10 protein-coding genes are annotated in these 15,135 nt (G+C 69.0%); 6 read left to right on the top strand and 4 right to left on the bottom strand.

Annotation, left to right across the window (positions count from 1 at the left end; translation table 11 throughout):
• Window positions 1–15 precede the first annotated feature (15 nt).
• Genes AC0662_RS19635 through AC0662_RS19620 form a run of 4 tightly spaced genes read left to right on the top strand, consistent with a single transcriptional unit; the run spans window position 16 to window position 6,926 of the window.
• Window positions 16–2,301 (top strand): glycosyltransferase family 2 protein, encoded by a 2,286-nt coding sequence (locus tag AC0662_RS19635; protein WP_478302250.1) that lies wholly within the window; start codon window positions 16–18, stop codon window positions 2,299–2,301.
• Window positions 2,301–3,125 (top strand): DNA replication complex GINS family protein, encoded by an 825-nt coding sequence (locus AC0662_RS19630; protein WP_452204755.1) that lies wholly within the window; start codon window positions 2,301–2,303, stop codon window positions 3,123–3,125. Before AC0662_RS19635 ends, AC0662_RS19630 begins: the two co-directional genes overlap by 1 nt.
• The gene (locus AC0662_RS19625; protein WP_478302248.1) at window positions 3,118–4,782 is read left to right on the top strand and encodes a hypothetical protein; all 1,665 of its coding nucleotides are present in this window, start codon (window positions 3,118–3,120) and stop codon (window positions 4,780–4,782) included. The genes AC0662_RS19630 and AC0662_RS19625 overlap by 8 nt, the downstream gene beginning before the upstream one ends.
• Complete coding sequence (locus AC0662_RS19620) at window positions 4,779–6,926, top strand: glycosyltransferase family 2 protein (RefSeq protein WP_452204320.1); 2,148 nt, start codon at window positions 4,779–4,781, stop codon at window positions 6,924–6,926. Before AC0662_RS19625 ends, AC0662_RS19620 begins: the two co-directional genes overlap by 4 nt.
• Window positions 6,927–7,035: 109 nt before the next feature.
• Here the strand turns inward: AC0662_RS19620 and AC0662_RS19615 are convergent, their stop codons facing one another.
• Window positions 7,036–8,427: a class I SAM-dependent methyltransferase gene (locus AC0662_RS19615; protein ID WP_478302246.1), complete on the bottom strand. Its 1,392-nt coding sequence runs from the start codon at window positions 8,425–8,427 to the stop codon at window positions 7,036–7,038.
• Between the two features lie 272 nt (window positions 8,428–8,699).
• On the opposite strand from AC0662_RS19615, the gene AC0662_RS19610 reads away from it, so the two are divergent.
• Window positions 8,700–9,413: a hypothetical protein gene (locus AC0662_RS19610; RefSeq protein WP_478302244.1), complete on the top strand. Its 714-nt coding sequence runs from the start codon at window positions 8,700–8,702 to the stop codon at window positions 9,411–9,413.
• On the opposite strand, the gene pseI is transcribed toward AC0662_RS19610, so the two are convergent.
• Window positions 9,410–10,462 (bottom strand): pseudaminic acid synthase, encoded by a 1,053-nt coding sequence (gene pseI / locus AC0662_RS19605; RefSeq protein WP_452204323.1) that lies wholly within the window; start codon window positions 10,460–10,462, stop codon window positions 9,410–9,412. The genes AC0662_RS19610 and pseI overlap by 4 nt on opposite strands.
• Window positions 10,459–10,968: a GNAT family N-acetyltransferase gene (locus AC0662_RS19600; protein ID WP_452204324.1), complete on the bottom strand. Its 510-nt coding sequence runs from the start codon at window positions 10,966–10,968 to the stop codon at window positions 10,459–10,461. The genes pseI and AC0662_RS19600 overlap by 4 nt, the downstream gene beginning before the upstream one ends.
• 97 nt (window positions 10,969–11,065) lie before the next feature.
• Here AC0662_RS19600 and AC0662_RS19595 point away from each other — a divergent pair, with 97 nt between their 5' ends.
• The gene (locus AC0662_RS19595; RefSeq protein ID WP_478302241.1) at window positions 11,066–12,646 is read left to right on the top strand and encodes a glycoside hydrolase family 10-like protein; all 1,581 of its coding nucleotides are present in this window, start codon (window positions 11,066–11,068) and stop codon (window positions 12,644–12,646) included.
• Here the strand turns inward: AC0662_RS19595 and AC0662_RS19590 are convergent.
• A complete protein-coding gene (locus AC0662_RS19590) occupies window positions 12,621–15,119 on the bottom strand; it encodes a hypothetical protein (RefSeq protein WP_478302239.1) in 2,499 nt (832 codons plus the stop codon). The two genes, AC0662_RS19595 and AC0662_RS19590, sit on opposite strands and share 26 nt — an antisense overlap.
• Window positions 15,120–15,135: the final 16 nt, after the last annotated feature.

Raw genomic sequence — 15,135 nt, 5'->3', positions numbered from 1 at the left:
AAAGGACACACCGTAGTGACGCCGCGGTTGAGCGTGGTGGTGCCCTTCTACGGCGTCGGCGAGTATCTCGAGGACTGCCTGGAATCGATCGCCCGGCAGGCCTGGACCGACTTCGAGGCGATCCTGGTCGACGACGGTTCCCCGGACGACAGTGCCGTGGTGGCCAAGGACTTCTGCGCCAAGGACCCCCGGTTCCGCTTGATCCAGCAGCAGAACGCCGGGCCCGGACCGGCCCGCGACCGCGGGATCCGCGAGGCGACCGGTGAGTACCTGGCCTTCGTCGACGGCGACGACCTGGTCTCCCGGTACGGATTCGCCGCCCTGGTCCGAACCCTGGACCGGACCGGCTCGGACATCGCCGGCGGTAACGCGCGCCGGTTCAACAACAGCTTCGGAGTGCGGCCGTCGTGGCTGCACAGGCAGCCGTTCGCGCGGGTCCGGCATGCCACCCACGTCACCGAGTTCCCCGACCTGGTCCTGGACCGGATGCTCTGGAACAAGGTCTACCGCCGCTCGTTCTGGACCGAGAACGGCTACACGTTCCCGCCGATCCGCTACGAGGACTATCCGGTCGCGCTCAAGGCGCACCTGGATGCGGTCACCGTGGACACGATCACCCAGGCCGTCTACTACTGGCGCGAGCGCGAGTCCGGCGAGTCGATCACCCAGCAGAAGTTCCAGCTCGGCAACATCCGGGACCGGGTGACGTCGGCCGGGATGGTGATCGACCTGGTCGAGGACGCGGTCCCGGCGGTACGGCGGCGCACGCACGCGCACCTGGCGCAGATCGACGTACTGACGCTGATGTCCGCGTTCGGCAGCGTGCCGGCGGAGGACGAGCAGGCGTTGGTCGACCTGTCCCGCGAGCTGCTCTACCGGCTCGACGACGGGGTGCTGGCGGTCACCCACCGGTACGACCGGATCCAGCACGCCGCGCTGCGGGCCGGTGATGTCGACCTGCTCCGCCGGCTCGCGGTGTTCCGGAATTCCGGTGGGCTGCGTGGCGGCGCCCGCGCCGTACCGAGGTCGCGGCGGTCGAAGCAGCTCGACTACAACTACCCGGGCCTGGGCGAATCCGTCGTACCGCGGGCGCTGTACAAGCTCCGCGAGCAGGACCTGACGCTCGCGACGAGTGTGCGCGAGGTGGTGTGGGTCGACGGCAAGCTGTCGGTCAAGGGCACCGCCGAGATCCGGCACCTGGCGACCGACCGGACGTCGACGCTGCAGGTCGCGCTGGCCGTCGGCGACACGTCGTACCCGCTGCAGGTACGCCGGTACGACGCGCTCGGGTTGCACGGGGAGCAGGCGCTCGTCGGGTTCGAGGTACTGCTGGACCAGGAACTGCTGGCGAAATGCACCGGGAACCCGGCGCATTTCGAGGTGAAGATGCAGTCCGGGCGGCGGGACCGGAAGGGCATGCTCGGCAGTCAGGGCCCGGGAAGTCCCGGCTGGCCCCCCGGTGCCTGGATCGACGAGACGAGCTGGATCCAGCCGGGGCCTGGCAAGTACGGCTGGTTCTCGTTGCGGCGGTTGACGGACCCGTGCCGGTTGACCGCGGTCGAGCGGACCGCCGACGAGCTGGTGCTTCATGGCCACGCGTCGTTCGACGAGCCGGCGCTGTTCCTCAGCCGGCCGGTCGTCGGTGGCGAGGAGGAGATCCCGCTCGAGCTCGACGGCCGCGACTTCACGGCCCGGTTGCCGATCCGCGATCTGCGGGCGGCGGCGAACCACGACGACCCGTTCGGTCAGCGGACGACGCGCTCGTTCAAGGTGCGCGGTCCGGAGGAGCAGCAGCGCGTGCTGCTCTGGACGGCCGGTGACGATGCCGTCTCGATGGTCGAGGAGGGGCGCGTGGTGACGCTGACCCGGTCGACCGGTGGGTACGTGAACCTGCACGAGTCGCCGATCCGGACCACCGCGACCCACGCGGTTGCTGACGGCAACGAATTGGTCGTGCGTGGCGCGTCCGGCGGCGACGTCAGATTCAGCTGGCGGCGGTACCTGGCCGATTCCGACGACCACCTGGACGTCGAATGCCGTCGTACCGTCACCGCCGATGGCTGGGCGGCGGCGGTCGACGTGGACGGGCTGATCCCGGCGACCGCGGTGCAGGTCTCGGTCGACCCGCTCGCCGCGCTGGCCGACTGGATCCTGTTCGCGACCTCCGAAGACGACGGTACGGCGCACGCCGTGCAGTGCGAGCCCTTCCTGTGCAGCCGATTGCCACTCGCGATCGCCCACGGGGAACACGCGCTCGCCGTTCGACCACACGCCGGCACTCTGCACGTGGAGGTGCGCTGATGCATCATCACAACCACTACTACGGCCAGACGCACATCCTGTCGCGGTACGCCGGGTTCGACTTCGACCACCCGCCGCGGCTGCGGGGGTACCTGCAGCACGGCTGGAACATCGGCTGCGGCTGGAACCCGGTGCACGAGTTCTACGACGGCGCCTGGCGGTTCACCTGGAGCGACGCCCCGAAGCGACGCGGGCATTCGCTGGGCCGGCGGAACTACCACAGCATCGGTGCGCCGTTCCTGTACCTGCTCGAGCTCGAGCAGGAGCCCGAGGAACCGGTCGAGCGCGAGGGCACGCTGTGGTTCCTCTTCCACGGGTGGGAGGGCGGCAAGATCCACGGCGACCACCAGCGGCTGATCGACGAGATCCGCGAGACCGAGCCCGGTCCGGTGACTTTCAGCCTGTACTACACGGAGTTCGACCGGCCCGAGGTACGCGGCTTCTACGAGGACGCGGGCTTCCGGGTGGTGTCGTTCGGGCGCCGCGGCTTCTCCTACGAGGGGACCGACCGGCGTTTCCTGTTCAAGCAGCTCGCCGAGCTGCGCAAGCACAAGCGGGTCGCGGCCAACCGGCTGTCGACCGCGATCTTCTACGGCATCGCGGCGGGCTGTGAGCCGGCCGTGTACGGCGACCCGATGGAGATGGAAGGCGAGAACCCGCTGTTCGGCGGCCAGAGCCGGATCGAGCGCCTGTGGCCGGAAATGCTCGGCACCTCGATCGACCTCGAAGCCGCCCGGGCGACCACCGACCTCGAGCTCGGCAAACCCTGGATGATGCCGCCCGCGGAACTGCGAAGCCTGTTCGATTGGAGAGAGCGTGTCTGAACTGCAGGTCGTTCGCGGGGAGATGCAGCCGTGGACCGATCAGACGACGGCGCGGCCCGCGCTCGCGGCGCTGCTGACCGACGTCGTCCCCGCCAACCGGCGGACGCTGATCCTCGGGCCGCATGCCCCGCACCTGATCGAGTCGGTGCTGGCGCACTCCGCGGACGTGACGATCCTGGTGCGCTCGGTCGCCGACGCGCAGCAGCTCGGTGAGGACTTCGGTCCGAACCTGCAGGTGATCGCCGGTGCGCTGGACGGCCTGCAGACCGACCCGTACGACGTGATCATCGCGAGCGACGGTCTCGACCGCCTGCTCGGGTACGACAGCGACGACCTGTCCTGGAGCGCGCGGCTGGCCGCGTTGTCCGCACTGACCACGCCGGACGCGGTCGTTGTACTCGGGGTGGAGAACGAGTTCTCGCTGCTGAACCTGCTGGACAGCCGGCCCGCCGACGAACGCCACGGCGACGACGAGTGGCGGCCGCTGCACGACGACCCCACCCGTCCGGTGTCGGTCGACCAGTTGCAGACCGCGCTGCCGTGGAAGACCGAGGTGTACGCCGACTTCGGGTCCCGCACGTTCGTCCGCAGCGACGTGGCCGCCGGGGCCCGTCCGGGTGAGCTCCCGACGCGACTGGCGATCGGCGCGCTCGAGTCGGTCGACGTACCGCTGTTGTCCCCGGCCCACGAGGGCATCGACACGGCCGCCCGAGCCGGCCTGCTGGCCGCGGTCCCCACGGGCTGGGTCGCCATCGCAGGCGCGCACGGCGCCCACGACCTCTACTCCCAGACGGCCGAAGCAGTCCTCACCGCAGACCAGACCCTCACGGGCTGGGACACCTCGGTCACCAACACACCTTCTGGTTCTGAAGGTCTGTCCTTCGACCCCACAGTCGTCCCCGCCACCATCTCCTCGGGTGTGTCGGTGGAGACCGTGTTGTTCCGCCTCGCGGCGGCTGAGGACGTGCCCGCTTTCCGCAAGCTGGCCGCGGATCTCGGCGAGTGGGTGACCACCTCGCGGGTGATCGTCCGTTGGGACGACGTGATCTACGACGGCGAGTCCTTCGCGTACGGCGTCTCGGCGTGGGTGACCGACGAGCCCGTCGAGAAGGAAGACCTGCTCGCGGCCGCCTGGTCGCGGTTCCAGGACCGGTTGATCGGCCAGCACCGGCGGCACCCGTGGCCGCCGTGGATGCTGGGTGACGACCTGGTCTCCGCCTGGCTCGGCATGTCCGGCGTCGAGGCGCCGGAACAACTTCAGGCGACCTCTCCCGACACCCTCCCGGCCGCCACCGAGCAGGTTGCCCGAGGCAAAGAGTTGGCCGCGGCCCTGACCGCCGTACTCGGCACCAGCACGCACGCGATCGACGTCCGCAGCGCCCTGACCGAGGCCGAAGAGGCCAAGCACGAGCTGTTCGAGCTCAAGGGGCACGTCTACGGTCTGGAGCGCACGCTCGGGTTCCGCAACAAGGCGATGAAGACCCGCGAGAACCGGATCCGCGAGCTGCGCCTGCAACTCCAACGCCTGCAGGCGGCCCACGAGCGGATCCGCGGATCCCGCACCTATGCGATGTCGCGGGTGTTCTTCCACGCCGCGCAGGTCCGCAAGCCGAAGGTCGTGGCCCGGAAGCTCGCGCGCCGGATCCGGAAGCGGTGAAGGGGCCGCGCCTGAGCGTGGTAGTGCCGTTCTACAACGTGGGGGCGTACATCGGGGACTGTCTGGACTCGATCGCACGGCAGACGTTCGCCGACTTCGAGGCGATCCTGGTCGACGACGGGTCACCGGACGAGAGCGCGGTGATCGCGAAGGAATTCTGTGGGCGTGACCCACGGTTCCGCGTGGTGCAGCAGGAGAACGCCGGGCTCGGTCCGGCCCGCAACACCGGGATCGAGCACGCGATGGGGGAGTACGTCACCTTCGTCGACAGCGACGACCTGGTCACCCGGCACGGGTTCGGGCTGCTGATCCGGTCGCTCGACCGGACCGGTTCGGACTTCGCGGGTGGCAACGCGCGGCGGTTCAACAACAGCTACGGCGTACGGCCGTCGTGGTTGCACGGGCAGGCGTTCACGGCCGACCGGCAGGCCACGCACGTCTCCGAGACGCCGCAGCTGGTGCTGGACCGGATGGTGTGGAACAAGATCTACCGCCGGTCGTTCTGGGACGAGAACAGCTACCAATTCCCGGCGATCCGGTACGAGGACTACCCGATCACACTCAAGGCGCACCTGGACGCGGTCACCGTCGACACCATCGCGGCGCCCGTGTACTTCTGGCGCGAGCGGGAGTCCGGTGACTCGATCACCCAGCAGAAGTTCCAGTTCGCGAACATGCGCGACCGGGTCTTCTCGGCCGGCATCGTGCTGGACGAGGTCGAGAACGCGCTGCCGATCATCCGGCACCGGGTGCACGCGCACTTCCGGCAGATCGACCTGCACGCGATCCTGTCCGCGTTCGGCACGGTTCCGGCCGAGGAAGAGCAGCACCTCATCGAGCTGAGCACCGAGCTGCTCGACCGACTGGACGATGCGGTGCTGACGAACTCGCCGCGGCTGGCCCAGCTGCAGTTCGCGGCCCTCCGCGCGGGCGACATCGAGTTGCTCCGGATGGTCGCGCTCGACCCTGCGACGGCTCAGGAACACCTGCAGATCGACAAGACCGATCTGACCCTGGCGACGAGCGTGCGGGAGGTGACCTGGATCGACGGTGAGCTGGTGGTGAAGGGCACCGCCGAGATTCGCCACCTGCAGTCCAAGCCGTCGACACTCCGCATCGGCCTGGTCGTCGGCGGCCGGCACCACCGCCTTCCGGTACGGCGGTACGCGGCGACCGATCTTCGCGGCGAGCAGAGCCTGGTCGGTTTCGAGGTTCGGGTGAGCCGCGAACTGCTCGCGAAATGCCCAGCTGGACCGTCGCAGTTCGACGTCCGGATGCGGGTCGGTGGGGTTCGGCGCCGAGACCTGTTGCGTGGCCAGAGAGCCGGGAGCCCGGGCTGGCCGCCGGGCTCGTGGATCGACGGGACGAGCTGGATCCAGCCCGGTCCGGGCAAGGACGGCGCGCTCGCCGTACGGCGGTTGTCGGATCCGTGCCGGTTGACGTCGGTGGAGCAGACGCCGGATGCGTTGGTGCTGCACGGGCGGTCGGCGTTCGACGAGCCGTCGCTGTTCGTCAGCCGGCCGTTGTCGGGTGGCGAGGAGGAACTGCCGCTCGAGGTCAACGGCCGCGATTTCACCGCGCGGCTGCCGATCCGGCCGATTCTCGAGGAGACCAACCCGGACGATCCGTTCAGTCAGCGGACGACGCGGGCGTTCCGGATGCGAGGGCCCGAGGGGCGCGAGCAGGTGCTGCTGTGGACGGCCGGGGACCGGTTGGTCTCACACGCCGAGGGTGGGCGCGCGGTGATGCTGACCCGCTCGACCGGCGGGTACGTGAACCTGCACGAATCGCCGATCCGGATGACCGCCACCGCGGCCGTCGCGGCCGGTGACATGTTGGTGGTGCGCGGGCCGGACTGGGGTGACGTCGACTTCAGCTGGCGGCGGTACCTGCCCGATTCCGACGACCACGTGGACGTCGCGTGCCGGCGTACCGTGTCGGACGACGGCTGGGCAGCGGTCGTGGAGATGGCCGACCTGGACCCGGCCGACTGGATCCTGTTCGCCACCTGGCCGGACGGTACGGCGCACGCGGTGCAATGTGAACCGTTCCTCTCCAGCCACCTGCCCTTGCTGATCAGCCAAGGCGAACGCACCCTCACCGTCCGCCCGCTCGCCGGAACGCTGCACCTCGAGGTCGCGTAGAAGTCCGGCAGCTCGACAGGAGGTGTCCGCGAAATCAGCGCGGGCGCACGCTGCGCTGAGCGTGACGGGCGGCGATCCGACGCGACACCTCCTGTCGAGCTGCCGATTCTCAGCGGCGCGCGACCATCAGTTGGTGGGTGACAGGCCAGTCGAGTGGGTCGCCGTCGGGGGTGGTGATGGTCGCGACCGGGGCGATGCGGTTGTCGATCACCCAGTCGTTCCGCCAGGCCCGCGAGGCCGGGTCGATGGTGAAACCGGCGCATTCAGCGACCGCGGTCCAGCCGGCGAAGCTCAGGCCGCAGAACTGTTCGTGGGTCTCGCTCAGCCAGTTGTCGACGTAGTCCTTCCGGGTGAGGAAGTCCATCGCGTCGGCCAGCCGGAGCGTGAGCTTGTCACCGCTGACGTCGTACCCGAACGGGACCCGCGCGTTCCGCCGGAAGTCGTGGGCGAACTGGAAGAACCGTGCCCGGGTGGACAGTTTCCCGACGTACGCGGCCGGTTCGTCGAGCGCCTCGAGGTCGGTGACGTCGTCCGGGTTCTCGCCGTCACTGTCGTCGAGCCGCAGTACGACGGGGCGGTCGGGCTCGTCGGGTCCGCAGACGTCGGAGTTGATCCAGACACCGTGCGGTGCCGTGTGCGCGAACAGTGCGTCGGCGAACCGCTGGATCGTGGCGGCGCGAGAGCCGTCGGCGTACGACCAGATCTCGTGCGTCAGCGCGAGCGTCAGCGTGGTGTCGATGGAGCGCGCCGGGAAGACGGCCGAGCCGAGCATGTTGCGCTGGTAGAAGTAGACGTTCGGGTTGCTGAAGAGTCCCTGTTCCTTCTTGTGCACGCACTCGGCGTACAGGTGCCGGGCGACCTCGACGCCGATCAGGTCCGACTCGTGGAACCGTGGATCGCGATCGACGAGCTGCAGCGTCGCGCCGGTCGCGCAGCCGATGTCGAGGATCCGGCCGGGGCGCACGAAGTCCTTGATCTGCAGCCATTTCCGGTCCGCGGCGGTCTCGAACGCGTCGGCGTACGTCTTGTAGTCGCGGGTGGTGGTGAGCCCGCCGTCATCGCCGACCACCGGGTCGTTCACGCAGCGCGCGACGTGCGCGTCGAGCGCGTACCGCTCGAACACGTCGACGGTTGCCGGATGCGCGAGCTCCTTCCACTGCTCGTTGCCTGCGGCAATCATCAGCAGGACGTCCCACGGCCGCGCCGTCCCCTCGGGCTCGACGCCGATCACCTGGTACCCGAGCTGCTCGTACAACTTGCTCACCTCGGGCGTCGAGCAGGCGACGACGGTGTTCTCCACCGTCAACCGCACCAGGTCGTCGGTCCCGGCCTCGATCGCCTTCACCGTCACCTCGGCGAACTCGTCCGTCGGCGCCGTGTCCACGACCCCCACCACCAACGACCGGATCCCCTCCACCGCACTGAACCGCTCGATCGCCGCCTCCCGCCGATCGAACCCCACCGGATTCCGCTTGGTGGTCGAGTGATTGGCCGAAGTCACCGCCCACACCACGGTCCTGGCCGCGAACCTCCGCAGGAACTCCCCCTGAAACCGCGTCAACACATGATGCCGCCCAGGGAACAACAAATACTCAGTCACGCCGGACCCTTCCGTGCGTAGCATGCGTCGGACACGACGACATGATCGCAAGGAAAGGGGCTTCGGTGCTCCGCTGGGTGGCTGTGGCAGGGTGTCTGGCGCTGGTGCTCGCCGGGTGCGGAGGCGCCGAACCGCCGGCGTCCGGGGTGCGTCCGCCCGGAGACTCGGCATCCGTGCCTTCGGCAACGCCCTCGATCACGCCCTCGACGACTCCGGTGCCGTCGCCGAACTGGACCGAGCTCCCACGGACCTCGGTCACGCCGGCACCCGCGGCCAAGTTCCGGTACCGGACTGCTCAGCTGGAGGCGGCGCTTCCGTCCGTCTACGGGAAGGCAAGGCTGGCGAAGCTCGGCCCGATCTACCCGCCGCTCGCGACGGCAAGGTCCGCGGTCGACCCACTGCCGCCCGGGCAGGTTTCGCCGGAGCTGTGCCGGAAGTTCATCCAGTTCGACGGGACGCCGGGGATCAAGGGTGACTTCGTCGCACCTGGTACGCCATCGGCACTGACGGACGGCGGCGCGCCCATGGGGCCGCTTCTGACCGGCCCGCAGGTGTTCGCAAGCGTCGTTGAGCTTCCAGGCGCGCTCGGTGACCGGCTGCTCGACCAGCGCCTGCCCACCCCGGCCGAGTGCGCGCACATTCAGCTCGACGGCCGTGACCGTGCCTCGATGGTCGAGCGCCCGGCGCCGGGGTTCGGCGTTCGCGCGCGGTACGTCGTGACCAGTTATCCGGTCGCCGACGTCCGCTACGTCGAGCGCAGCCTGTACTACCGGACACCGACATACGTCGTGGAGGTCCGGATGACGGGAACCGCTGCGAGCGATGCCACGTTCCTGGCGTTCGCTCGGGTCACTCGTGATCGGCTGGCGGCCGCGTTGAGAGGCTAGAGCAAGTCCCAGGTGAGGGGAGTGCCGGCTTTGGCGGCGATGCGGAACGGGCGGCCCTCGACTTGGGAGTAGGCGTCGGGGGCGAGGCCGCCCGCGGGGCGGACCGAGCGGACGTTCTCGAAGGTGACCACGTCGCCGGGCCGGACGTCCTGGGTGACGTAGAGGGAGCGGCGGAAGCGGAGGACGTTCTGTTCCGCCTGCTTCGGGCCGATGACCGGTTCGCCCAGGGACAGCTGCGCCACGCGGGTGCTTTCGACGAGCATCTCGAGCTCCCACGGCTCCAGCGAGAACGCCGAGTCGACGCCGCCGTCGACGCGCTTCAGCGTCACGTGCTTCTCGATCACCGTCGCGCCGAGGGCGACCGCGGCGACCGCGGCGCCGATGCCCATCGTGTGGTCCGACAGCCCGATCTGTACGCCGAGTGCGTCGCGAAGGACCGGGATGCCGCGCAGGTTCGACTGCTCCGGCGGCGCGGGGTAGCTCGCCGTACAGGAGAGCACGATGATCTGCTCGTTCCCGGTCGAGCGGGCGGCGCGGACGGCGGCGTCGATGTCCATCAGCGTCGCGGAGCCGGTGGAGATGATGATCGGCTTGCCGGTCTCGGCCATCCCGCGGACCAGCGGCAGGTCACCGATCTCGTTCGACGCGACCTTGTACGCCGGGACGTTCAGCTTCTCCAGGAAGTCGATCGCGGTCTGGTCGAACGCGGACGAGAACGCGACCATCCCGAGCGACGTCGCCAACTCGAAGATCGGCTCGTGCCAGGCCCACGGCGTGTGCGCCTCCTCGTACAGGTCGTAGAGCCGTGCGTCGCTCCACAACTCGTGCTCGGCCGGCAGCCGGAACGCGGGCAGGTCGAGGTCGAGCGTCATCGTGTCCGCGGTGTAGGTCTGCAGCTTCAGCGCCTGCGCGCCGGTCTCCGCGACGGCCCGGACGATGTCCAGCGCCCGCTCCAGGTCACCGTTGTGGTTCCCCGACATCTCCGCGATGACGAACGGCTGATGATCCGGCCCGACCGGCACCCCGCCGATCTCGATGGTGCTGGTCATTGTTTCCCCTGGTGTCTACGGTCCTGCTTGCGCAGGCTGATCGGAATCACGGTGATCTCGCGACCGTCGGCGTACCGCGTCTGCGGCGTACCCTCGGCGAACCGGAAGCGCCGGTTCATCTGCCGGACCACGGCATTGTGTTCGAGCACCTCGCCGCTGAGCACCTCGAGACCGAGCTCGTCGAATGCGTACGCCGTCGCCTCGCGCATGATCTCGATCCACGCGGGCAGCGTCTCGCCCCGCTCGGCAAGCCCGTCGGCGTCCAGGAAGAACCCCCAGGATCCGGTGGTTCCTTCGAGGTCGAAGAAGTTCACCACGCCCGCGGTCGCGTCGTCGCGCAGGTAGATCAGCACCTGGCGGCTCGGGTCCACGGACGTCTTCGCCCACCAGGCCGCGTGCTCGTCGGCGGTGATCTCGTGCGCGGTGATGCTCACGTCCCGGTTGGCCTGCTGGTTCCGCAGTCTCCGGATCGTGCCGACATCGTCATCGGTTGCGGGGCGCAGCATGCATCTAACTTAGCGCCAATCAATCGAGCGCTGTTCTTGAGGCACTTGGATGTGTAAACATCTTTCCACTTCACCGGAACTGTAGTCGGAGAGTGACATGAGAGTCTGGCGATCGATGGGTGTTCTCGGCGTGACGGCGGGCCTGGTGCTCGGCGGCCTGACAGGTACGGCGTCCGCGGCGCCGACGACAGCGGCGGATCAGCAGCAGTGCACGGCGAACGCGAGCACACCGCTGCGGCAGTTCCGGGCGAGCTGGGTCTCGTCGGTGGTGAACATCGACTGGCCGTCGAAGACCGGTCTGAGTGCCGCGCAGCAGCAGAGCGAGCTGATCGGCTGGCTCGACGATGCGGTCCGGCAGCACCACAACGCGGTCGTTCTGCAGGTCCGCCCGACGGCCGACGCGTTCTGGCCGTCGAAGGTGGAGCCCTGGTCGCAGTACCTGACCGGCAAACAGGGCGGCGACCCCGGGTACGACCCGCTGGCGTTCGCGGTCGCCGAGGCGCACAAGCGGAACCTCGAGCTGCACGCGTGGTTCAACCCGTACCGGCTCTCGATGGGCACGGACATCAACGCGCTGGTCCCGACCCACCCGGCGCGGCTGCACCCCGACTGGGTGGTCACGTACGGCGGGAAGCTCTACTACAACCCGGGCATCCCGGCCGCCCGCAAGCTCGTCGAGGACGCGATCATGGACGCGGTCTCGCGGTACGACATCGACGGCGTGCACTTCGACGACTACTTCTACCCCTACCCGGTGGCCGGCCAGACGTTCGACGACGCCGCCACGTTCGCGCAGTACGCCGACGGCTACACCAACCTGCAGGACTGGCGGCGGCACAACATCGACCTGCTGATCAGCGAGCTGAGCCAGAAGATGCACGCGATCAAGCCGTGGATCAAGTTCGGCATCTCGCCGTTCGCCGTCTGGCGGAACAAGGCGACCGACCCGGAGGGCACCGACACCACGGCCGGCGTGCAGACGTACGACGACCTCGCGGCGGACACCCGCAAGTGGGTGCGCGAGGAGTGGATCGACTACATCGTGCCGCAGGTCTACTGGGCCGGTGGGTTCGCGCCGGCGGACTACAACAAGATCGTCCCGTGGTGGGCCGACCAGGTCCGCGGTACGCACGTGCACCTCTACATCGGCGAGGCGACGTACAAGGTCGGTACGTCGACGCAGTCGCCGGACTGGTCGGACCCGAAGGAACTGAGCGACCACCTCGCGTTCGACAGCACGATTCCCGAGGTGAAGGGGAACATCTTCTTCTCCGCGAAGGACGTGCGGGCGGACCGGCTCGGTGCGACCACGCTGCTGAACACCACCTGGTACTCGAAGCCGGCACTGATCCCCGCGATGCCGGCGCTCGACTCGCGGCCGCCGCTCCCGGCACACGCCGTGCACGCGACGCGGACCGCGGACGGTGTGCAGGTCAAGTGGTCGCGGACGTCGCAGGACACCACGTCGTACGCGATCTACCGGCGTGAGCTCAAGGGCGGCGACCACTGCCCGGACAACGACGCCCGCAACCTGATCGCGACGGTGCGATCGACCGGCGCCGCGCAGTCGTACGTCGACACGACCGCGACACCGGGGACGGCGTACATGTATTCGGTGACCGCGCTGGACCGTCTCGCCAACCAGAGCGTCGCTATCCCAGCTGTGTCGATCCGCTGACGCTGGGAGTCGAGCCGGAGAAGCTCGACGACGGGCTCGGGATGCTCGTCGGGGAGCCGGGGACAGGACGTGTCGTAAAGCTTCCCGACGGGCTGGGTGGGCCGGTCGGGAAGCTCGGCACGCTGCTTGTCGGCCCAGTCGTCGGCACAGTCGTCGGCAGGCTCGACGACGGGTCCGACGACGTTCCCGATGACGGCTCCGACGACGGGCCTGTTGTGGTTGTCGGGAAGCTTGGTGACGAAGTCGGCGTACCTGTGGGTGACGGTGACTTCGACGGGTACGGGTTCACCGGCGGCGGCGGATAGATCTGGTACACGCGGACGCTGCCCAGCTGGAACCGCAGTTCGGTCAGCTTGTCCAGGTTCTTCGGCGCCGCGCCGACCCGCTCGTCGAGCAGCAACCACTGGACGTCGTACTTCGTCCGCAGCGTCTCGATCGTCTGTCGCGTGGGGTTGCTGAAGACCTCGTCGTTCAGCTTCAGCAGGTCCTGGTTCCAGTACGGTCCCTGGACGCCGGCCGGATAGCTGTCGTCCACGCGTGCTTGGTACGCCCATCCCTCGACCAGCACCCGCCGCTCGGCGTACCCCGCGATCCAGTACGACCCGGTCCCGCAGTGTGACGCGCGCGCCTGGTGACAGTGCACGTTGGTGGCGATCCGGTCGTCCGACCCCGAGTTGCGGCGGATGAACCGGGCCGCCTCGATCCCGCCCGGTGCGATCGACTCGTACTCCGTCAGTGGTGGATCGGCGAACGTCCGGATCGCGGCGACCGTCGGCGACACCGTCGTACCGATCAGCACCGCCACCGCGATCACGGCCCAGGTACGCCGGGATCCGCGCAGCACCAGCCCGAACACACCGATCCCGAGCGCCGCGATCACCAGCGCGACCACGAGTCCCTGCCCGAAACAGTTCGCCGACGTACACGTGTCGGGGGACCGGTAGCGGCCCCAGTAGATCGCCGCGGCCCCGATCGCGAGCGCGACGCCGGCGACCCAGAACAGCCGCCGCTCGAGTGACGCGAGACCCCAGGTCGCGAGCAGTACGCCGTACACGAACCCGGTCCGCACGAAGAACAGTTGCGTGTCCCCGTGATCCGCGAGCAGCGACGCACCGAGCACCGCCGCCACGAACCCGGCGACCAGGAAGACCACCGTCGGATCGCGCGCCACACGCCGCTTGATCAGCAATGCGCCGACCAGCGGCATCACCCAGCCGACCACGACCACCGCAGCGATCACCGGAACAGCGGAACCACCGCCCATCCGATCCGCCAGGCTCGTGAACGTCGCCCCCGGATCGAACCGCACGCTCGACGCCGCGCCCCGCAGTACGAAGAAGAACGTCAGCGCATAGGCCGCCGCGACCCCGATCCCCAGAACCAGGGCTCGTAGATTGAGCCGCCCCGCGCGGACCGTGAGGTAAATCCAGGCCACCGCGAGCCCGGTGGCGTAGACGGGCAAGGTGGTGGCCTTCGTCATCGCCAGCACGGCGATCAGCACACCGGCAGCGACGAAGAGCCGAAACAACTGACCTCGGGTCGTGCCGGGGCGACGCCGCAGGAGCAACGTCGTCACCGCGATCAACGGCAGCAACAGCACGGTCGAGAAGGCCTGCGGCGGATTGGTCAGCTCACCCAGCGAGAACGGCCCGTCGGCGAACACCCGATCCGACACCGCCCACGGCCAAGCCACCAGATCGCCACCGGCCACCACAAGCCCAGCAGCGATCGGCGCGGCCACCGCACGCCCGGTCAGCAGCATCCCGACCGCGGCAGCGCCCAGCACGGTCAGCAGGATCCACGCGAACGGCACCATCCGATGCGTCAGTACGTCGAGCGGCACCGTCGTGATCCAGTGCGCGGACGCGATGTGGTCGTACGCCGCCCAGTGGCTCGTCAGCCACCGACCATCGGCGTACGGAACGCGCGCCGGGAAGTGGTGCGCCACCTCGCCGGCGATCGCGAGATTGTGCGGTGCGTCCGAGCTCGGTCGCAGGGCCTCGGGCCCGTTCAGCGGGATGAGGTGCGCGCCGGCCCGGACGAACCAGGCGGCCGCGACCCCGACGGCGACCATCGCGCCGGCCATCGACCACCACGGCGTCGGCCGCTCCGGGAGCTTGCGCCGCGGCAACGCCCGCCACATCCCGAACGCCAGCGCAGGCATCAGCAACGCCGCGAACGGCATCTGGAACAGCATGCCGATCGGATAGAGCAACGCCTCGACCGCGAGCCCGAACGCGGTCCCCAGCACCACGTCCGCCGCGCGCCACCCGACCCCGCCGGTCAGCCGGCGCCAGAACATCGTGCCCGGTACGACGATGACGACCAGGAGGTAAGCGAGGTACACGGCCGGCATCCACGGCGGGTGCTCCTGCAATGCCACGAACCAGGCCAGCGGCAGCACCGGAAGACTGACCAGTGCCGCGGACCGCTTGCCCCGCCCTGCAATACGCCGCCGGCCCGCTCTGATCATCGGGAAAGTGTATGAG

The organism is Kribbella sp. NPDC043289 (assembly GCF_056436705.1).
Note: the sequence above shows the minus strand (reverse complement) of the source record. Positions and strands in the feature narration are given on the sequence as shown.